At 64.4% G+C, this 18,853-nt stretch carries 26 protein-coding genes and 1 tRNA gene; 18 read left to right on the top strand and 9 right to left on the bottom strand.

Going from position 1 to position 18,853, the window contains the following annotated elements; all coding sequences use genetic code 11:
- Positions 1-94: 94 nt before the first annotated feature.
- Both NKI24_RS34015 and NKI24_RS34020 read right to left on the bottom strand, forming a co-directional pair.
- Positions 95-171: transfer RNA gene (locus tag NKI24_RS34015), tRNA-Arg, on the bottom strand.
- A 163-nt stretch (positions 172-334) separates the two neighbouring features.
- Entirely contained in the window at positions 335-1,255 is a 921-nt protein-coding gene (locus NKI24_RS34020) for a zinc-binding dehydrogenase (RefSeq protein WP_352750547.1), read from the bottom strand.
- 202 nt (positions 1,256-1,457) lie between these two features.
- Between NKI24_RS34020 and NKI24_RS34025 the strand changes: the two genes are divergently transcribed.
- Positions 1,458-2,264: an AraC family transcriptional regulator gene (locus NKI24_RS34025; RefSeq protein WP_352750549.1), complete on the top strand. Its 807-nt coding sequence runs from the start codon at positions 1,458-1,460 to the stop codon at positions 2,262-2,264.
- 33 nt (positions 2,265-2,297) lie between these two features.
- On the opposite strand, the gene NKI24_RS34030 is transcribed toward NKI24_RS34025, so the two are convergent.
- Positions 2,298-3,188, bottom strand: a complete 891-nt coding sequence (locus NKI24_RS34030; protein WP_352449498.1) for a D-alanyl-D-alanine carboxypeptidase family protein — start codon at positions 3,186-3,188, stop codon at positions 2,298-2,300.
- 247 nt (positions 3,189-3,435) lie between these two features.
- On the opposite strand from NKI24_RS34030, the gene NKI24_RS34035 reads away from it, so the two are divergent.
- The 4 genes from NKI24_RS34035 to NKI24_RS34050 all read left to right on the top strand — a co-directional run bounded on the left by NKI24_RS34035 (position 3,436) and on the right by NKI24_RS34050 (position 5,686).
- A complete protein-coding gene (locus tag NKI24_RS34035) occupies positions 3,436-4,542 on the top strand; it encodes a hypothetical protein (RefSeq protein WP_352750551.1) in 1,107 nt (368 codons plus the stop codon).
- A 76-nt stretch (positions 4,543-4,618) separates the two neighbouring features.
- Entirely contained in the window at positions 4,619-5,239 is a 621-nt protein-coding gene (locus NKI24_RS34040) for a nucleoside triphosphate hydrolase (RefSeq protein WP_352750552.1), read from the top strand.
- 71 nt (positions 5,240-5,310) lie between these two features.
- The gene (locus tag NKI24_RS34045) at positions 5,311-5,571 is read left to right on the top strand and encodes a hypothetical protein (RefSeq protein ID WP_352750554.1); all 261 of its coding nucleotides are present in this window, start codon (positions 5,311-5,313) and stop codon (positions 5,569-5,571) included.
- On the top strand, positions 5,558-5,686 hold the full coding sequence (locus tag NKI24_RS34050) for a hypothetical protein (protein WP_302893450.1): 129 nt from the start codon (positions 5,558-5,560) through the stop codon (positions 5,684-5,686). The genes NKI24_RS34045 and NKI24_RS34050 overlap by 14 nt, the downstream gene beginning before the upstream one ends.
- A 21-nt stretch (positions 5,687-5,707) precedes the next feature.
- Here NKI24_RS34050 and NKI24_RS34055 read toward each other — a convergent pair whose 3' ends face one another.
- From NKI24_RS34055 to NKI24_RS34065, 3 genes are all read right to left on the bottom strand, one after another.
- Positions 5,708-6,412 (bottom strand): glutathione S-transferase family protein, encoded by a 705-nt coding sequence (locus NKI24_RS34055; RefSeq protein WP_023677015.1) that lies wholly within the window; start codon positions 6,410-6,412, stop codon positions 5,708-5,710.
- Between the two features lie 135 nt (positions 6,413-6,547).
- Complete coding sequence (locus tag NKI24_RS34060; protein WP_352744792.1) at positions 6,548-7,756, bottom strand: beta-ketoacyl-[acyl-carrier-protein] synthase family protein; 1,209 nt, start codon at positions 7,754-7,756, stop codon at positions 6,548-6,550.
- Between the two features lie 4 nt (positions 7,757-7,760).
- A complete protein-coding gene (locus NKI24_RS34065; RefSeq protein WP_352750556.1) occupies positions 7,761-8,015 on the bottom strand; it encodes an acyl carrier protein in 255 nt (84 codons plus the stop codon).
- Positions 8,016-8,238: 223 nt separating this feature from the next.
- Here NKI24_RS34065 and NKI24_RS34070 point away from each other — a divergent pair, with 223 nt between their 5' ends.
- The 5 genes from NKI24_RS34070 to NKI24_RS34090 are packed head-to-tail and all read left to right on the top strand — an operon-like array spanning position 8,239 to position 10,603.
- Positions 8,239-9,060 carry an urease accessory protein UreD gene (locus NKI24_RS34070; RefSeq protein ID WP_502901512.1) on the top strand — a complete coding sequence of 274 codons (822 nt, stop codon included), beginning with the start codon at positions 8,239-8,241 and terminating at the stop codon, positions 9,058-9,060.
- 28 nt (positions 9,061-9,088) lie between these two features.
- Positions 9,089-9,391 carry an urease subunit gamma gene (locus NKI24_RS34075; protein ID WP_023677011.1) on the top strand — a complete coding sequence of 101 codons (303 nt, stop codon included), beginning with the start codon at positions 9,089-9,091 and terminating at the stop codon, positions 9,389-9,391.
- A gap of 19 nt (positions 9,392-9,410) precedes the next feature.
- Complete coding sequence (locus NKI24_RS34080) at positions 9,411-9,668, top strand: DUF1272 domain-containing protein (protein ID WP_352455915.1); 258 nt, start codon at positions 9,411-9,413, stop codon at positions 9,666-9,668.
- A 28-nt stretch (positions 9,669-9,696) separates the two neighbouring features.
- Positions 9,697-10,290 carry a HupE/UreJ family protein gene (locus NKI24_RS34085; protein WP_352750564.1) on the top strand — a complete coding sequence of 198 codons (594 nt, stop codon included), beginning with the start codon at positions 9,697-9,699 and terminating at the stop codon, positions 10,288-10,290.
- Positions 10,291-10,297: 7 nt separating this feature from the next.
- Complete coding sequence (locus tag NKI24_RS34090; RefSeq protein ID WP_023677008.1) at positions 10,298-10,603, top strand: urease subunit beta; 306 nt, start codon at positions 10,298-10,300, stop codon at positions 10,601-10,603.
- A 26-nt stretch (positions 10,604-10,629) separates the two neighbouring features.
- Here NKI24_RS34090 and NKI24_RS34095 read toward each other — a convergent pair whose 3' ends face one another.
- Positions 10,630-11,124, bottom strand: coding sequence for a hypothetical protein (locus NKI24_RS34095; RefSeq protein WP_352449488.1), 495 nt, complete (start codon positions 11,122-11,124; stop codon positions 10,630-10,632).
- A 126-nt stretch (positions 11,125-11,250) separates the two neighbouring features.
- Positions 11,251-11,634: a hypothetical protein gene (locus NKI24_RS34100; protein ID WP_352455917.1), complete on the bottom strand. Its 384-nt coding sequence runs from the start codon at positions 11,632-11,634 to the stop codon at positions 11,251-11,253.
- Positions 11,635-11,813: 179 nt separating this feature from the next.
- Between NKI24_RS34100 and ureC the strand changes: the two genes are divergently transcribed.
- The 7 genes from ureC to NKI24_RS34135 all read left to right on the top strand — a co-directional run bounded on the left by ureC (position 11,814) and on the right by NKI24_RS34135 (position 17,408).
- Positions 11,814-13,526: an urease subunit alpha gene (gene ureC / locus NKI24_RS34105; RefSeq protein ID WP_502901513.1), complete on the top strand. Its 1,713-nt coding sequence runs from the start codon at positions 11,814-11,816 to the stop codon at positions 13,524-13,526.
- A gap of 47 nt (positions 13,527-13,573) precedes the next feature.
- Positions 13,574-14,167, top strand: coding sequence for a hypothetical protein (locus NKI24_RS34110; protein ID WP_352750558.1), 594 nt, complete (start codon positions 13,574-13,576; stop codon positions 14,165-14,167).
- 57 nt (positions 14,168-14,224) lie between these two features.
- On the top strand, positions 14,225-14,800 hold the full coding sequence (locus NKI24_RS34115) for an urease accessory protein UreE (protein ID WP_352455919.1): 576 nt from the start codon (positions 14,225-14,227) through the stop codon (positions 14,798-14,800).
- Positions 14,793-15,482, top strand: a complete 690-nt coding sequence (locus NKI24_RS34120; protein WP_352455920.1) for an urease accessory protein UreF — start codon at positions 14,793-14,795, stop codon at positions 15,480-15,482. Before NKI24_RS34115 ends, NKI24_RS34120 begins: the two co-directional genes overlap by 8 nt.
- Positions 15,479-15,919, top strand: a complete 441-nt coding sequence (locus tag NKI24_RS34125; RefSeq protein WP_352455921.1) for a DUF3995 domain-containing protein — start codon at positions 15,479-15,481, stop codon at positions 15,917-15,919. The genes NKI24_RS34120 and NKI24_RS34125 overlap by 4 nt, the downstream gene beginning before the upstream one ends.
- A complete protein-coding gene (gene ureG / locus NKI24_RS34130; protein ID WP_352455922.1) occupies positions 15,916-16,557 on the top strand; it encodes an urease accessory protein UreG in 642 nt (213 codons plus the stop codon). The genes NKI24_RS34125 and ureG overlap by 4 nt, the downstream gene beginning before the upstream one ends.
- An 83-nt stretch (positions 16,558-16,640) precedes the next feature.
- Positions 16,641-17,408, top strand: coding sequence for a class II aldolase and adducin N-terminal domain-containing protein (locus tag NKI24_RS34135; protein ID WP_352455923.1), 768 nt, complete (start codon positions 16,641-16,643; stop codon positions 17,406-17,408).
- Positions 17,409-17,430: 22 nt separating this feature from the next.
- Here NKI24_RS34135 and NKI24_RS34140 read toward each other — a convergent pair whose 3' ends face one another.
- The gene (locus NKI24_RS34140) at positions 17,431-18,063 is read right to left on the bottom strand and encodes an HAD family hydrolase (RefSeq protein ID WP_352455924.1); all 633 of its coding nucleotides are present in this window, start codon (positions 18,061-18,063) and stop codon (positions 17,431-17,433) included.
- Between the two features lie 360 nt (positions 18,064-18,423).
- Here NKI24_RS34140 and NKI24_RS34145 point away from each other — a divergent pair.
- Positions 18,424-18,853, top strand: a 430-nt coding sequence (locus NKI24_RS34145; RefSeq protein WP_352750561.1) for a helix-turn-helix domain-containing protein, incomplete at its 3' end; no start/stop codon positions are given.

The following is an 18,853-nucleotide window of genomic DNA, read 5'->3' on the forward strand; positions in this document are numbered from 1 at the left end:
TTGCAGACCATCGACAACCCGTTCGGCACGAGGTTGTCACCCATGTCTTAAGTACAATCTGTTACCCATGTCTCCGGGTTGGACATTGAGCGACTGGCGCACCCGACAGGATTCGAACCTGTGACCTCTGCCTTCGGAGGGCAGCGCTCTATCCAGCTGAGCTACGGGTGCCTTCAGGATCGGTGATCCCAAAAACGAACCAGCCGGTAAACCGGCCAGCCACGGCTTCTTAGCGGAAGCAGGCGCCGGCTTCAACGGGCAATCGCCAGCGGGCTCAAGTTGCCGTTGCAGCCCGGGGGAGACAGACACCGTCCCGTCCGGCGCCACCGCCTGCTCATTCGGTCAGGGTAAGCACCGCCTTGCCGCTGATGCTGCGCTGCCGCAGCGCGTCGAGGGCTAGGCCGACGTCCCGCCACGGCACGGTCAGGACCACGCGCGTTTCGAGCCGGCCGGCTGCGATCAGCGCGAGCAGCGAGGCGATGTCGGCGCCAACCTCCGGACCGGAAGCGTAGTAGGCGAAGGTCTGCAGCCGCGCGCCTTCGTGCCCCGGAACGAACTGGCGGAAGCCGATGGGCGTGAGTTCGCCGCTGCTAGAGCCGAACATGACGACGGTCCCGCCGGGCGCGATCCGTTCGATCGCGTGGGCGAGGCTATCGCCGCCCACCGATTCGGTGATCAGCGAGAACAGTCCTTCGGCCAGCTCGATCGTTTCGACGACCCGCTCGGCTCCGAGGCCGCGGAGATCGTCGGCATGCCGGGGGGCGGCGACCGCCGCCACCGACGCGCCCTGCTGGCGGGCGATCTGGATCTGGAAACGGCCGACGGCGCCGCTTGCGCCGGTAATCAGGACCCGCTGGCCGGCCAGGTCGCCGCCGAGGCGCAGGGTCCGCAGCGCGGTCGTGCCCGCGACCGGAACAGTGGCGGCGGAGACGAAGCTGACGTCGTCCGGCAGGACGGCGAGGTGGTCGGTCGGAACGGCGACCCGTTCGGCCCACCCGGCCTCGTCGACCAGAGCCGCAACCCGGGCGCCGACGGCCGGCCCGGAGCCGTCGGCCGCGGCGCGCTCGACAATTCCGGCGACGTCCTGGCCAGGCACCCAGCCGTTCGGACGGATGTTGAGCAGGCGCAGTTCGCCGCGGTTCAGCGAGACTGCCCGGACCGAGACCAGCGCCTCATGCGGGGCGGGCTCGGGCTCACCAAACTCGGCGAGCCGCAACCCGGTGGCGCTGTCGGAAGATGTGACCAAGGCGAGCATTGGTATCGTCCCTTCTTGCTGCATGGCGGACGCCAGCCTGTTTTCGTGCGCCGGGCTTGTTGGTCCGACGTTCAGAACGCAAGCAGGGCATGACTAAATGGAAGCCCGCCTGTCGGCTTCTGAGTTACTCATCCCTAAACTATCGACTTTCCTGTTTGAGTAATTTAGATATCTTGGCAGTCGATCGCTAAAATCAGTCAACATGAGACAGCCTCTCCGCTACCCCTGGCCTTTCGATCCGGATGACGTCCTCGCCCCGGCAATCGCCGTGCGCGTTGACGTTCCCGAGACCAGGGCGGAGGTGCCGGACCACCACCACCGCAAGGGGCAACTTGTCTTCGCGCTGGGCGGCGGCGTCACATGTCGCGTCCCCAGCGGCCTGTGGATGGTGCCGCCGCATTGCGCGGTGTGGATTCCGGGTGGCATGCAGCACAGCAATATCGCGACCGCCAACGCCCGGATTTTCTTCGTCTATATCGAACCGCGAGCTACCGACCTGCCGGACCGGTGCTGCACGCTTTCGATCACGCCGTTGCTGCGCGAGCTCATCATCGAGCTGACGGATCGCGTTGAGGACGATGACGCCAGGGGCGAGCTCCTGACCAGGGCTCTGCTCACCGAACTGCCGCGCATGCCTGTCCAGCAGCTACATTTGCCGATCTCGTCCGAGCCGCGCTTGAGGCGCATCGCCGCGGCGTTGGCGCAAGATCCTGCCGATCGCAGCACCCTGGCGGAATGGGCCAGTCGCGCCGCGCTCAGCGAGAGCAGTCTCGCACGTCTCGTGGTGAAAGAGACAGGGCTGACCTTCGGGCGCTGGCGCCAGCAACTGCACCTGATCGTCGCAATGCGCGAACTGGCCTCCGGCGCCAGCGTGCAGCAGATTTCGGCCGATCTCGGTTACGAATCGGTCACCGCCTTCATCACCATGTTCAAGAAAGCGCTTGGCAAGCCGCCGGCAAAGTATCTCAGCAGTGTCGCGCAAAACGGCGGCTCTGCGTTTGTCGCCTGAACCCGCACGCGGTCAACACTCGGACTTCAACTGTCACTGCTCCTCGGCATACAGCAGCCGCGTCTTTGCCTCGGAGGTCGGCAACAGGCTGCGCTGGATCAGCGCCTCGACGTGGTCGTTGCGCTGGCGCGCGCTGTCGGCGCCCATCACCACGATGATCAGCCTGTGCCCGTCCGCATTATAGGAGGTGACGATATTGAAGCCCGAAGCCCTGATGTAGCCGGTCTTGATGCCGTCGACCCCGCGCACCCGGCCGAGCATGTCGTTGTGGCCGCGCACCAGCCTGCCGCGGAACATGAAGTCGCTTTCGGAGAAATAGTGGAAATGCTGCGGGAAACGGGCGTGCAGCGCCATGCCGAGCACCGCCATGTCGCGCGCGCTGGTGTGCTGGTCGCCGTCCGGCAGGCCCGAGGCGTTGCGGAACACGGTGCTGCTCATGCCGATCTGGCGCGCCTTGGCGGTCATCATGCCGGCGAACCCCTCTTCGCTGCCGCCGAGATATTCGGCAATTGCGACCGCCACGTCATTGGCCGATTTGACGACGATGGCGCGAATCGCCGAATCGACGTCGATGGTCTCGCCGCGCCTGAACCGCAGCTTGGTCGGCGGCTGCCGGGCGGCGTTGTCCGACACCGGAATTTGTGTCTCCTTGCTGATGCGGCCAGAATCCAGCGCCTCGAACAGAAGGTAGAGCGTCATCATCTTGGTCAGTGACGCCGGATAACGCGGCGCCGTCGAATTGACCTCGAACAGCGTCTTGCCGGTGCCGGCATCGATGACCATGGCGGCATATTTCTGCGGCGGCGCCGGTACCGCCAGCACGCTGTCGGGCGGCGTGACAGTCGTGCAGCCGGCAGCAAACAGCAGCAGCGCCAGCACAGCGACGCATTTGTGGATGGACGAAAAGAACCGGAAGGCGGACAAGTCAGTTCCGAAGGCAGGCAGTTTCTGAGACGAGGCGAAGCTATCTTAACGCAAAGGCACAGTCCATTTGGTTAATATCGGTCGGGCCTGGATCGGTGCCCTGTCCACAGGCCCATGTGCCGGCTGTGCCGAGCCGCCTAATGTGAATTCCCGGCCACCGCGCTTGCGCAACCGGCGGCGAGTGGGCTTTGCTGGCGCCGGCAGAATCGGGCCGCCAGAATCGGGCTGGCAGAATCGGTAGGTGCACATGAATACGGTCACGATCACGGCGACGGGCATTTCGGTATCGGTCGATCTTGCCGTCGGCCATCTCGCCGACATGACGGTCGATATCGATGGCCGCCGGCTGAAGCCGCTGCATCGCGCACCCTGGGTCGGCGAGCCGCGCGAGATGCTGCCGAAAGACCTGCCTGAAGGGACGGTCCACCTGTCCGGCGATTTCCTCTGCGCGCCGTTCTCGATCAGCGACGTCGAAGCGGCACCTTTGCATGGCTGGCCGGCAAATAGTCGCTGGGACGTCGTCGACAGCGCGGCAACGGCCGACGGCTGGCGCGCCGTCTTCCGCCTGCAGCGCCCGGTCATGGGCGCAACCGTCGACAAGATCCTGACCTTGCGCGACGATCATCCCTTTCTCTATCAGGAACACGTCTTTTCCGGCGGCGCCGGCGCCATTCCCGTCGCCCACCACCCGATGACGGTGATGACGGCCGGCGGCAGGCTGGCCTTCTCGCCCAAGCGCCTTGCCGCAACGCCGAGTGAGGCGCCGGAGCCCGATCCGGCCCGCGGCCGCTCGTTGCTCGCCTACCCGGCGCGAACCGCCGACCTGACGCGCTTTCCCGCCGCCAACGGCGGCACGATTGACCTGACCACCTATCGCATGGACCAGCTGCGTGAGGACTTCGTGACGCTGGTCGAGGCCGATCATGGCGGGCCGGGCTGGACGGCGCTGGCGCGCCAGGCGGAAGCCGATCTCGTGCTGGTGCTGAAGAACCCGGCCGAACTGCCGGTCACCATGCTGTGGGTCAGCAATGGCGGGCGCGATTATGCGCCATGGAGTGGCCGCCACCGCGGCGTGCTCGGCATCGAGGACGGCCGCACGGCCGTCGGCCACGCCGCATCGCTCGGCGACAATTGGCTGAAGCGCGAAGGCGTGGCGACCGCCTTTGCCCTTTCCGAAGGGCGCCGCTTTTCGTTCCGCCATGTCATCGGCGCACTGCCATGGCCATCCGGCGAGCCGCCGCACGACGTCACGACCTCGCCGGGCCGCATGCGCATCCTGGCGGCTGACGGTGCCGTGCGCGACATCGGCTTCGACGGCGATTTCCTGCGGATCGGTCAATCCAGGCCCGATTGAAGGCTTGGCACAATCCGGCGTTTGAAATTTTCGAAAACTGCCGCCAAAATGCGCCAGAACCACCGTAAGGGGGCCAATGTCAGAAATCGCCCATATCGCTGCTGCCATTTTCAAGCGCGCCGGCAAGGCGCCGCGCTTCATCGTTGCCATTGCCGGTCCGCCCGGCGCCGGCAAGTCGACATTGTCGGCAGGCTTGCACGACCTGCTGCCGGAAGGCACGGCGGAAGTCGTGCCGATGGATGGCTTCCATTACGATGACGTCGTTCTCGATCGACGCGGCCTTCGCGCGCGAAAAGGTGCTCCGGAAACCTTTGATTTTGCCGGCTTCGAAGCGCTGCTGAAGCGCATCCGCGCCGGCGAGCCGGATATCGCCATCCCGGTCTTCGACCGCAGCATGGAGCTGTCGCGCGCCGCCGCTGCAATTGTCGCCGCCGACACCAAATTCATTCTGGTCGAAGGCAATTATCTCCTGCTCGACGAGGAACCCTGGACGCGGCTGGCGCCGCTGTTCGACTTCTCGATCTTCGTCGATGTGCCGCGCGCCGAGCTCGAGCGCCGACTGCTGGAGCGATGGCACGAGCACGGCCGGTCCGACGAGGACGCGCGCGCCTGGATCGCCTCTAATGATATGCCGAACATCGACCGCGTGCTTGCCCGTCGGCGGCCCGCCGACCTGGTGGTCGGCGACCTGGCCTGACTTGCAAAGGAACTGCCCGGCCGGAACCTTGACAGTTTCAGGCCGTTATCCCGGACACGGCAATTGTGCCCATGAGGGAACCGTTCGATGGAAACCATGGCAAGAAAGCCTGCGCCCGCCAAGGGCAGGGCAACACGATCAAAAGCCACTCGAGTGAAAACCAGCGCCGGCCCGGCAGCGGCGGCCCGCTCCAAGGATGCGGCAAAGCCCAGCTTTGGCAAGGCGGCGCCGAAAAAGGTGATGCCTGCCGCGGCCAAAGCCGCTGCACCCAAGCCCAAAAGATCGGCAAGCAGCAGAGGATCGATCGCAGGCAGCGCAATGCGCACTGTTAAAGCAACGGCCAATGTCGCCGCCGGTGCCGTGCTTGCCACCGCCAAAGGTGCGGCGTCGCTTGCTGCTTCCGTAGTCGGCAAGGGCGGCTCAAAACCCCGGACCAAGGCAAAATAGCCGAGCGGAATCGACGTAAGATCAGCTTCTGGCCGGAATGGTGAGGCCCCGCTGCACCGCCGGCCGGGCGAGGCCACGCTCCAGCCATGCGCCCACGCTGGGGAAATCGTCGAAACCGACGAGTTCCCGCGCCTCGTAGAAGCCGATCAGATTGCGCACCCACCCAAGCATCGAAATATCGGCGATGGTGTAATCGTCGCCCATGATCCAGCTGCGGCCCTTGAGCCTCGTTTCGAGGACGCCGATCAGCCGTCGCGACTCGTCGCGATAACGTTCCAGCGGGCGCTTGTCGGCGATTTCGCGCCCGGCGAATTTGTGGAAGAATCCGACTTGGCCGAACATCGGCCCGATCGAAGCCATCTGGAAGAACACCCACTGGATCGTCTCATAACGCAGCGTCGCGTCTGCCGGGACCAGCTTGCCGGTCTTGTCGCTGAGGTAAAGCAGGATGGCGCCGGATTCGAACAAGCCGATCGGCTTGCCGCCCGGGCCGTCCGGATCGATCATCGCCGGTATCTTGCCGTTCGGGTTCAAAGACAGGAATTCCGGGGTCCAGCTCTCGTTCTTGCCGATATCGACGGCATGCGGCTCGTAAGGCAGGCCAAGTTCCTCCAGCGCGATCGATATCTTCACCCCGTTCGGCGTCGGAAACGAATAAAGCTGGATGCGGTCGGGGTGGCTCGCCGGCCAGCGTCTGGCAATCGGAAACGCGGACAGATCGGTCATCGAAACTCCTGGTAGGGACCGCGCCGAGCGGCACGGTCATGGCGGGTCGCAGAGAGTTAGGCGCGACGCCTGGCGCGATCAATATGCGCATGGAAAGTTGCGCCGGCCCCGGTGAAGGACCCGCAAGGGGTGCGGTCACACGGCCTTGACCGCCAGCACCGCATTGGTGCCGCCGAAGGCGAAGCTGTTGCTGATCGCGGTGCGCACGGTGCGTTCGCGCGCCACGTTCGGCGTGATGTCGAGATCGCAGTCGGCGTCGGCTTCCCGATAATTGGCGGTCGGCGGCACGATGCCTTCGCGGATCGCCATCACGCAGGCGATCATTTCCAGCGCGCCGGAGGCGCCGAGGCAGTGGGCGTGCATCGATTTGGTCGAGGACACCGAAAGCTTGTAGGCATGGCCGCCGAACACGCGTTTGATCGCCGCCGTCTCGATCTGATCGTTGGCCTTGGTGCCGGTGCCATGCGCGTTGAGATAGTCGACGTCCTCGGGATTGAGCCCGGCATCGACGAGGCAGAAGCGCATCGCCGCCTCAGGCCCTTCGATGGTTGGCGCGACGATATCGGAGGCGTCGGCGGAAAGGCCGACGCCGGCGATTTCGGCAAGGATGGCGGCGCCGCGCGCCATGGCATGCTCATATGTTTCCAGCACCACCATGCCGGCGCCTTCGCCGAGCACGAGCCCCTGGCGGTCGGCCGAAAACGGCCGGCAGGTGTCCGGCGACAGCACCCGCAGGGCCTCCCAGCCCTTGAGGATGCCCCAGACCAGCGGCGCATCGGTGCCGCCGGCGACCATGACGTCGGCCCGGCCGAGCCTGATCTGATCGACCGCCGAGGCAATGGCGTGGTTGGATGACGAGCAGGCAGAGGTGATGCCGAACACCGGCCCGCGCAGACCAAGATTCATGCTGACATGGCCGGCTGCAGCGCCCGGCATTACTTTCGGGACGGTGAAGATGCCGGCGCGGTTCTTGCCTTCGAGCAGGATGGCGCGATAGTTCTCTTCGATTGCCTCCCAGCCGCAGACGCCGACGCCGACGATGGTGCCCATCCGGTAGGTGTTGGCCGCGTGCGGGTTCAATCCCGCCTGCTGTGCCGCCTCCCGCGCGGCGATCGTCGCCAGAAGGCTGAAGCGGTCCATCGACACGACCTGCTTGCGGTCGATGCCGTGCTCGGGAAGCGCCTTGATTTCGCAGCCGACCTTGACCTTCAGATCATGCAGCAGCGGATTGTCGATCGCGCCGATTGCCGAACGGCCGGCGCGCATTTCATTCCAGATTGCCGATGCATTGGTGCCGAGCCCGCATAATCCGCCGATGCCCGTGATGACGACGCGCTTGTGCATTCAGTCAGGCTTTTTTCGCGATCAGCGCGCGAACCGCCTCGACCATGTCGCCGACATTCTTCAGATTGCTCCAGGCATCGACAGTGTTCATCTCGATTTCGATGCCATACTCTTCCTCGAGATCGAAGATGATCTCCGTCAGTTCCAGCGAATGGATGCCAAGGGCGGTCAGTTCGGTACTGGTGGTGATTTCCTCGCCGCCCGGCTCGGCATGAGCCTTGATCTTGGCGATGACATCGTTTGCCAGCTGGTCAGCCATTCGGTTTCTTCCCCAACTCAGTCGTTTCCCGACGCCAACTGATCAGCGCCCCTTTTGTCCTCGATTACGTCGTCATCGTCGCCTTTTACCCCCGCCAGGCGCCGGTGACCGTACCAAGGTGGCTCCCTCTATAGAAACCGAAACGCTGTCAAGCAACAAGCTATATATCGACAAAGCCGCCGCAGTGCTTAACGTTGGTGTCGTGGATACGATCGCATATAGCTTGACTTCAGTGCCGCCGGCCCAGCGTGTTGCCGGCGTCGCGCGGCTTGGCTGCGACTGGAACGGAGGCCGCACGCGTCTTCGGCGTCTGTACCAGGACGGTTCGGCCAAGATCCGCATGCCGGCGGTCTCGGCCGATCCGCTCGAAGCCGTCCTGATCAACACCGCCGGTGGGCTGACCGGTGGCGACCGTCTCGCCTGGGAGGTCGATGTCGGTGCCGGCGCCTCCGCAACCATAACAACGCAGGCCTGCGAGAAAATCTATCGCGCCGCATCCGACCGCGCCGAAGTGCGGGTGCAGCTGACTGTCGGCGAAGACGGCCACATTGCCTGGCTGCCACAGGAAACCATCGTCTTCGACCGCTCGGCCTTTGCCCGCAGCCTTGACGTGGAGCTTGCCACCGGAGCCGAGGCGCTGATCCTGGAGGCTACCGTCTTCGGCCGCCTGGCCATGGGTGAACGGGCTTCGCAAGGCCATTTCCACGACCGCTGGCGCGTCCGCCAGGACGCGGCGCTGGTCCATGCAGAGGAGTTCCGCATCGGCCCGGACATTGCGGCGACCTTGAACCGTCCCGCAGCGGCCGGCGGTGCCGTCGCCGTGGCGACGCTGCTGATGCTGTCGCCACGGGCAGAGGCTTTGCTCGAGCCGGCCCGGGGCATAGTCGGCGGCCAGGGCGGCGTCAGTTTCTGGAGCGTGCGGAAATCTGGCAAGCTTCTTGCGAGGCTGTTCGCTGAGGACGGCTACCAGCTCCGCAAGCGGCTGGTGCCGCTTGTCGAATTGCTCAACGGACGGGCGGGCCTGCCCAAATTATGGTCACTCTGATTTCGATTGTGCCACCGCAGGAAAAAGCATGAATCTGACGCCGAGGGAGAAAGACAAGCTGCTGATCGCCATGGCGGCGATCGTGGCCCGCAAGCGGCTCGAACGCGGCGTCAAGCTCAATCATCCGGAAGCGATCGCGCTGATCACCGATTTCGTCGTCGAGGGTGCCCGCGACGGCCGCGCGGTCGCCGAGCTGATGGAGGCCGGCGCCCATGTCGTCACCCGGGCCCAGGTGATGGAAGGCATTGCAGAAATGATCCACGATGTGCAGGTCGAGGCGACGTTTCCAGACGGCACCAAGCTGGTGACCGTGCACGAGCCGATCAGATAACACCGGCAAGGAGAGGAAAATGCTTGAGCTGCGTCCCAACTGCGAGTGCTGCGACAAGGATCTGCCGCCCGATGCGACGGATGCGGTGATCTGCACCTTCGAATGCACCTTTTGCGCCGACTGCGCACAAAACGTGCTCGGCGGCGCCTGTCCGAATTGCGGCGGCAACTTCTCGGCCCGCCCGATCCGTCCGGCAGCGCTGCTGAAGAAATATCCGGCCTCCACCAAGCGCGTCCTCAAGGCAGAGGGCTGCGCTCCGGCCCGCAAGGCGGCGTGAGAGGTACTCGAAGATGGAAGGTACGCCGATGATCCCCGCTACGATGAAACGCTCAACGCTGTCGGCGGTCCTGCTGCTGGCGGCAGCAATGCCAGCCTATGCCCATGTCGGCGTCGGCACGGTTTGGTCCTTCACCGCCGGCTTCTCCCACCCGCTCTCCGGCCTCGATCACATGACGGCGATGATTGCCGTCGGGCTATGGGCGGCGCTCAAGGGCGACAAAGCGATCTGGGCATGGCCGCTGGCCTTCGTAAGCGTCATGCTGGCCGGCGGCGTGCTCGGCATGCTGCATTTGCCGACGCCTTTCGTCGAGCCGGCGATACTGGCGTCCGTCGTGGCACTCGGGCTGCTGGTTGCGCTCGCCGTCGATCTTCCTGTCTCGGCCGGCGTCGCCGTCATCGGCCTGTTCGCTCTGTTCCACGGCTATGCCCATGGCACCGAGGTGCCTGAAAATGTCGGCGGACTCGGCTATATGGCGGGCCTTGCCGTTGCCACGGCACTGCTCCACGCCGTCGGCATCGCGGCCGGTCTCGGCCTCGGCTGGCGCTTCCGCGGGCTTGCCCGCGCCGCTGGCGCCGCTTGTGCCGCGATTGGCGCCGGCCTCGCTTTCGGCGTCGTGTGAGGCCGCGATGATCCCAGGTGAAATCATCACGGCAAGCGGCGAGATCGAACTGAACAAGGGTCTGGCGACGGTCACCTTGAAGGTAGCCAACAGCGGCGACCGGCCGATCCAGGTAGGCAGCCATTATCATTTCTTCGAGACCAATGAGGGACTGAGATTCGATCGCGACAAGGCCCGCGGCATGCGCCTCGACATCGCTGCCGGCACCGCCATGCGTTTCGAGCCCGGCCAAGAGCGCGACGTTACCCTGGTGCCGTTCGGCGGCAAGCGCGAGGTCTACGGATTTCAGCAGAAGATCATGGGCGCGCTGTGAGATCGAAGGCGTCGAGCAGTTTCGGCTCAGCCGGGCGGCTTGGCCGCCGCATAGATGACGACCTTTCCCGGATCGTCGAATTCCACCGCCAGAACGTCCTCGGTTTGCACTCGCCGCGAATCGATGGCGTTGAACAGCAATGCGTTCGCTTCGATCTCCTTGCGCAGCTCGGCGATGTCGTCCCGATGTTGCCTGACCTTGTTTTCGATCGCCGGCGGCGGGCCGCCTTCGGTGCGCGCGGCATCGGTAAGAAACACGATATCGACCTTGTCGAGCTTGGATGTCTTGCGCACGGCGGCGATGTTTTCACGCGTGCGGTCGATCGCCGAACTGACCTTGCCGGCTTCCGCATTTGTCTGGGCCTCTTCCTGGCCGACCTCCGAGCCGACGATCCGGTTGACGGTCTCGGCGCTGTCGAGGCTCTGCGCGTTCAGCGCGGCGTGCGGAATGCTGGCTGCCAGAAACGCGGTCGCGGCAATCCCATGCAGCCATCTGGTGTCGGAGAAGGTGGTGATCGCCATCGCTCGTTCTCAGGGTCCTTTTCGAGGCTCGTGTCAGGGCGACAGGACCGAAACGTAACGTCCCCCGTGAAGGTTCCCTTTGCGATGCGGCGGGCTGGCCGGGCGCCGGCCCGCCGCCTCGTCTCGTCAGCTCGCTTTCTTGGTGATCAGCGTCAGCGCGCCATTGGTGCTCATGCTGGCGGCGATCACCTGCGCCGAGGTGAGCCCCTTGGCTTCGAGCGCGGATTTGACCTGCGGTGTCGCGTCGATCGAGCCGCGCAGTTTCTGCAGGTCGGCATCGCTGCGCTTGGCGATCACCTCGTTGACCTTGGCTTGAGTGTCCGCGGGCAGATCCTTAATATCGACGACGTTGATCGCCTGGATGGTGGGCGCCTGCGGCTGCGCCCCGGGCGCGGCAGGAGCAGGCGCAGCCGGCGCCGGACTGGGCTGCTGCGTAGGCTGTTGCTGGGCGCTGGCGGCGGTTGCGAGCACCAGCGTGGCGGCGGCTGCCAGAAGGGTCGTTTTGCGCATGGATGTTCCTTTCCATCGATTGGCAAATGGTCGTTTTGGGGTGGCCCGGCCACCTCAAACGCTAAATGGGATCGGAAAGTGTCGCTCAGCGGGTCATTGCGTGACCATAGGATGGCGGCAATGTGGGGCCCGGCTTCGACAAGCGGTATTTTCGGGCTGTATTTCGGGAGCAATTGCTGATGGCTAAAATCACCCGCGCCGCCTATGCGCAGATGTACGGCCCGACCGTCGGCGACAAGGTCCGGCTCGCCGACACCGAGCTGTTCATCGAGGTCGAAAGGGATCTCACTCTTCACGGCGAGGAGGTGAAGTTCGGCGGCGGCAAGGTCATCCGCGACGGCATGGGCCAGAGCCAGGTGTCGCGCGCGCAAGGCGCGGTCGACACCGTCATCACCAATGCGTTGGTCGTCGATGCCACCGCCGGTATCGTCAAGGCAGATATCGGCCTCAGGGACGGCCGTATCGCCGCGATCGGCAAGGCCGGCAATCCGGATACCCAAGGCGGCGTCACCATCATCATCGGTCCCGGCACCGAGATAATCGCCGGCGAGGGCAAGATCCTGACCGCCGGCGGCTTCGACGCGCATATCCACTTCATCTGCCCGCAGCAGATCGAGGAAGCGCTGATGTCGGGCATCACCACCATGCTCGGCGGCGGCACCGGCCCGGCGCACGGCACGCTGGCCACCACCTGCACGCCTGGGCCGTGGCATCTGGCGCGCATGATCCAGTCTTTCGACGCCTTCCCGATGAATATCGGCCTGTCGGGCAAGGGCAACGCGTCGCTGCCTGCCGCGCTCGAGGAGATGGTGCTCGCCGGCGCCTGCTCGCTGAAGCTGCACGAGGACTGGGGCACGACGCCGGCTGCAATCGACTGCTGCCTGTCGGTCGGCGACGATTACGACGTGCAGGTGATGATCCACACCGACACGCTGAACGAGTCCGGCTTCGTCGAAAACACGGTCGCGGCGATCAAGGGCCGCACCATCCATGCCTTCCACACCGAAGGCGCCGGCGGCGGCCACGCGCCTGATATCATCAAGGTCTGCGGCCTGCCTAACGTCATTCCGTCCTCGACCAACCCGACCCGCCCCTACACGGTCAACACGCTGGCCGAACATCTCGACATGCTGATGGTCTGTCACCATCTGTCGCCGTCGATCCCCGAAGATATCGCCTTTGCCGAAAGCCGCATCCGCAAGGAAACCATCGCCGCCGAAGACATTCTGCACGACATCGGCGCCTTCTCGATCATCTCGTCGGACAGCCAGGCCATGGGCCGTGTCGGCGAAGTGGCGATCCGCTGCTGGCAGACCGCCGACAAGATGAAGCGCCAGCGCGGTTCGCTGCCGCAGGAGACCGGCGACAACGACAATTTCCGCGTCCGCCGCTACATCGCCAAATACACCATCAATCCGGCCATCGCGCATGGCCTGTCGAAGGACATCGGCTCGGTGGCGGTGGGAAAACGCGCCGACCTCGTGCTGTGGAATCCGGCCTTTTTCGGCGTCAAGCCGGACATGGTGCTGATCGGCGGCATGATCGCCGCCGCCCCGATGGGCGATCCCAACGCCTCGATCCCGACGCCGCAGCCGATGCATTACCGGCCGATGTTCGGGGCCTACGGCAAGGCGATGACCAATTCGTCGGTAACCTTCGTTTCGAAGGCCGCGCTCGACGCCGGCCTGCGCGGCAGGCTCGGCGTCGACAAGCAGATGGTCGCGGTCGAAAACACCCGCGGCGGCATCGGCAAGCATTCGATGGTGCTCAATGACGCCACGCCGCATGTCGAGGTCGACCCCGAAACCTATGAGGTCCGCGCCGACGGCGAACTCCTGACCTGCGAGCCGGCTACCGTGCTGCCGATGGCGCAACGCTACTTCCTGTTCTGAACCATAGGCGTTAGAACGACCGATGTAGAACATGCCGCGCCAGGCTTATGGACCCGCAACTCCCCAACGCCCACGACATCTTCCCGCATATCCGCATCGTCCTGGGCATGGTGATCGGCCTCGGCGTCACCCGCCTGCTGTCGGGGGTCGCCCGCATCGTCCAGCATCCCGGCCAACACCGGCTCTATCCAGTGCACCTCGCCTGGGTTGCGTCGGTGCTTTTAATGCAGGTGCATTTCTGGTGGTGGGAGTTCGGCCTGTTCCAGATCGAGAATTGGACCTTCGGCAAATACCTGTTCATCATCTTCTACGCCGTCACGCTGTTCCTGCTCTGCGCGCTGCTGTTTCCGGATTCGATGCTGGACTACACCAGCTATGAGGATTTCTTTTATTCGCGCCGGGCCTGGTTCTTCGGCCTGCTGGCGGCGACCTATCTGCTCGACGTGATCGATACGCTGCTGAAAGGGCCGGAGCATTTCGCCCATTTTGGCGTCGAATATCTGATCCGCACGCCGGTTTTCGTCGCGCTTTGCGTCATTGCGATCCTGCTGCGCGACCGCCGCTTTCACATCGCCTTTGTCGCCGGCGCGCTCGTCTATCAGATATCGTTCATTCTGCGGCTCTTCGACACGATCGTCTGAGCCCTATTGGGGCGGCGGACGCGATAGGCTAGGCTTTTTGGGAGAGGCAGTTTTTACATGAAGCTCGATATTCGCACCGACTTCACCAAATTCCCGCGCGCCGTCTCCGTCCTGGCCGCAGGCGAAGCCGGAACCACCACGCCATACGACAGTGCGGTGCTTGCCCATGACGAGCGGCATCTGCGCCGTCGCGCCATCGAAACGGCCCGTAACGACAAGGTGCTGGTCGACCTGCCCGAACCGGTTAGCTTGAACCATGGTGACCGGCTGGTGCTTGAGGATGGCCGCCATGTCGAGATCATCGCCGCCGAGGAGCCGCTCTACGATATCAGGGCCAGCGACCCTGTCCATCTGGCCGAACTTGCCTGGCATATCGGCAACCGTCATCTCGCCGCCGCAATCGAGGCTGACCGAATCCTCATCCTGCGCGACCATGTCATCAAGGCGATGCTGGAAGGGCTGGGCGCCACCGTGAGCGACGTTTCCGAACCGTTCAAGCCGGTGCGCGGCGCTTATTCCGGCCATGGCCATTCTCATGCCGAGGCGCATGCGCACAGCCACGCCGAAGCGCATTCCCATGGCCATAGCGAATCGCATTCCCACAGCCATTCGCATGACCATGACCATGACTGACCAGCCTTCCAACGTTGCCCAGCCTTCCAATATTGCTTTGTTGCGGCTGATGGCGTGGCTGTCGCCTTCCTTCCCCGTCGGCGGCTTTTCCTACAGCCATGGTCTCGAGCAAGCCGTGCATGCCGGGCTGGTTGCCGACAGCAAAGAGCTCGCCGCGTGGCTGGAAACGCTGGTCGAGATGGGTTCGGGCTGGAATGATGCGGTGCTGTTTGCCGAAAGCTGGCGCAGGGCGCGCGAAATCGGCGATCTCGATGAAATCGTCGCCCTTGCCGAAGCTCTGGCAGGCTCGCGCGAGCGCCATGCCGAGACCATGCTGCAGGGCGCTGCTTTCCTGAAGGCGGCCTTCGCCTGGCCGTGCCAGGTGCTGGATCGCCTGCCGGCCGAATGTGCCTATTGCGTTGCCGTCGGCGCAATTGCCGGCGATCACGGCATTGCGCTGCGGGACGCCCTGGCGGCCTTTCTGCAGGCCTTCTTCTCCAATCTCGTCCAGGCTGCGATCCGGCTTGGCATCGTTGGCCAGAGTGCCGCGATGACGCTACTGGCCGCCTTCGAACCGCTTGCCCTGGCCACGGCCGACCGCGCTGCCGGCTCAACCCTCGATGATCTCGGCGGCTGCGCTTTCATCTCCGAGGTCACGGCGATGAAGCACGAGGCCCAGTATTCGCGGCTGTTCCGCTCATGATCGTCCTCGCTTTCGCCCTCTCGCTCGTCCTGCTGTTGATCACAGCACTGCATGTCTATTGGGGCATTGGCGGCATCTGGCCGGGCAGGGACGCCGCCTCCTGCGCTCGCGCGGTCATCGGCTTTCGCGGCGTCGACGAGATGCCGGCACCCTTCGCCAGCTTCGCCGTTGCCGCATGCCTGGGCCTGGCGACACTGTGGCCCATGGCGCTCGAAGGCGTGTTTGCCACGCCCTTTCCCAAGGCAGGGCTTGCCGCCACGGCGCTGCTCATCGCGCTGGTGTTCCTGGCGCGCGGCATTGCCGGCTTTACGCCTTGGTGGCGACGGCTGGCGCCCGAACAGCCTTTCGCGCGGCTCGATGTCCGCTACTATTCGCCGCTCTGCCTTTTGATTGGGGCAGGCTTCGCCGTTCTTGCGATCACGGAGTTCCCTAGATGACACAGGCCAACGGTCCTCTTCGCGTCGGCATCGGCGGTCCGGTCGGCTCGGGCAAGACGACGCTCACCGAAAAGCTCTGCAAGGCGCTGCGTGACGAGTTCTCGATCGCCGTCGTCACCAACGACATCTACACCAAGGAAGACGCCATGATGCTGGCCCGGCTGCAGGCGCTCCCTGAGGATCGCATCATCGGCGTCGAGACCGGCGGCTGCCCGCACACCGCCATTCGCGAGGACGCCTCGATCAATCTGCAGGCGATCGCCGAGATGACCAAAAAATTCCCGGATCTCGACATCGTCTTCATCGAATCGGGCGGCGACAACCTCGCCGCCACTTTCTCGCCGGACCTTGCCGACCTGACGCTCTATGTCATCTCGGTTTGCCAGGGCGAGGAGATTCCGCGCAAGGGCGGACCGGCGATCACCCGGTCCGATTTCCTGGTCATCAACAAGAGCGACCTTGCGCCCTATGTGAACGTCAATCTCGACATCATGGAACGCGACGCTGCCCGCATGCGCGGCAAACGGCCGTTCGGCTTCACCGACCTGTCGCGCGGCAAGGGGCTTCAGGAGGTGATCGATTTCATCGTCGAGCATGGCGGGCTGAGAGCCGGCACTGCCACCAGCACGGCGGCATAGCAATCGCGTTCGCCTGCACCAAACGAAACCGGTTGCGCGCGTTCCAGTCGCGCGGCATCCTCGCCTCTTTCACGGAGGTTACGATGAGCATCGCCCGCCTGCAGAAGGAAGTGCTGACCAACCTGCCGTTCTATGAGGAGCGCGTCGATCTCGCTTGCGCCTTCCGCTGGACGGCGCGGCTCAACATGCACGAGGCGGTGGCCAATCATTTCTCGCTGGCGGTCAACGACGATGGCTCGCAGTTCCTGATGAACCCCAACCAGGTGCATTTCTCGCGCATCAAGGCGAGCGACCTGCTGTTGATCGACGCCAATGATCCCGACACGCTGGCCGGCCCGAATGCGCCCGACCCGACGGCGTGGGGCCTGCATGGTGCCATTCATCGCAACGTGCGTCATGCGCGCTGCGTCATGCATGTCCACTCGATCCACGCCACCGTGCTTGCCTCGCTCGCCGACTCGACGCTGCCGCCGGTCGACCAGAACTCGGCAATCTTCTTCAACCGCCATGTCGTCGACGCTCATTATGGCGGGCTGGCCTTCGAGGAAGAGGGCGAGCGCTGCTCGCAGCTTCTTGTCGACCCGAAGGTCAAGGTGATGGTGATGGGCAACCATGGCGTGCTGGTCATCGGCGACAGCGTCGCCGACACGTTCAACCGCATGTTCTATTTTGAGCGCGCCGCCGAAACCTATATCAAGGCGCTGTGGACCGGCCGGCCGCTGCGGGTACTGTCGGATGAGATCGCGGAGAAAGCGGCAAGGGAACAGGAAGACTATCCCGGCCAGGCCGAGCGCCACCTTTCCGAATTGAAGGCGATCCTCGACGAGCAGGAGCCTGCCTACCGGAGTTGAGCGCGGTCCCGCCGGGCCTGGCTTAAAGCCCGAGTTCGGCCCGCAATTCGCCGGCGCTGTTGATGACAATCGCCCCCGGCGGCCCCTCCATGGGCACCTCTGGCCAGAAGATCGTCTTCATTCCAGCTGTCAGCCCCGCCGTGGCGCCGGTCACGCTGTCGTCGACCGCCACGGCCTCGGCGGGATCGACGTTGGCCAACCAGGCGGCGCGCAGGAAAGGTTCGGCATGCGGCTTGCCTTCACGCACGTCGTTGCGGCTGACCGTCTTCATGCCGGGATATACGAGGCCTACGGCGCGCAGATTGGCATCGACGATCAGCCTGTCCGAGTTGGACACCACCGCTTGCGGCACGCCAAGCGCGCGCAGCTCATTGAAAATCTCGATCGCGCCGGTGCGTGGCGTCAGCGTTTCGGCCATCGGCAGATAGTGATCGTACTTGCGCACGATCCAGTCGTCGAAAGGCAGGTCGAGGCCGAACTCGTCGCGCAGCATTTCGTAGACCGGCCATGCGGCGATGCCGAGCACGCGCTCATGCAGGTCGGCCGGCGGCGCGATGCCGACGCTGTGCAGCGCCGCAATCAGCGCCGCCTCGTGCAGCGGCTCGCTGTCGACCAGCGTGCCGTCCATATCCCAGAAAACCGCTTTCGGCGTCATGCAAGGCTCCATTCTCAAAAAATTCCTTAAAGCGTTTAGCGCGCGAGATAAACCGCCGCGTCCCCGCTAATGCATGTCGCGCAAAGTGTGCAGCGGTTTTGCGATGAGGACATGCATAAAAAGGAACCTAAAACGCGTCGCATGAGGCCGATCGAACGCAACGCGCTTTAGAACCGGGATTGGTGCGACCTCGACAGCCTTGCTGTTGCAACGAGACTGGGTCGACCTGTCACTTCGCTCCAAACACCAAGTTTCATTACTAAGCAATTGCTCTTACAATAGGCAATTGCGCGCAAGTTCATTCCCTGCGAAACTACTGCGCTCCGCCTCTTATGCTCGGCGGGGTTGGGAGGCAGGAACTTGAATTCGCGGCAGGACAGCGGCGGCAACAGGCTGGACGACGCGGCGCGTGCCGGCTGGCTCTATTATGTCGCAGGCAACACCCAGGACCAGATCGCCGCCACGCTTGGCATCTCGCGGCAGACGGCGCAGCGGCTGGTGTCGCTCGCAGTCTCCGAAGGGCTGATCAAGGTGCGCGTCGACCATCCGATCGCCAATTGCCTCGACCTTGCGGCACGGCTGAGATCGCGCTTTGCGCTTGATCTGGTGGAGGTGGTGCCGAGCGACCCTTCTTCGTCCTCCACCGTCATCGGCGTCGCCGAGGCGGCGGCGGCCGAGATCGAACGGCGGCTGCGGTCGCGGGGGGCGGGCGCGGCAGCGCGAGGGAAGAGGCCCCCGCCCAAAAGGCCGGCCTGGCACAAAAACCCCACGGGAGAAGCCCACGCCAAAA

Source organism: Mesorhizobium sp. M0701 (assembly GCF_040320365.1).
Lineage (GTDB): Bacteria > Pseudomonadota > Alphaproteobacteria > Rhizobiales > Rhizobiaceae > Mesorhizobium.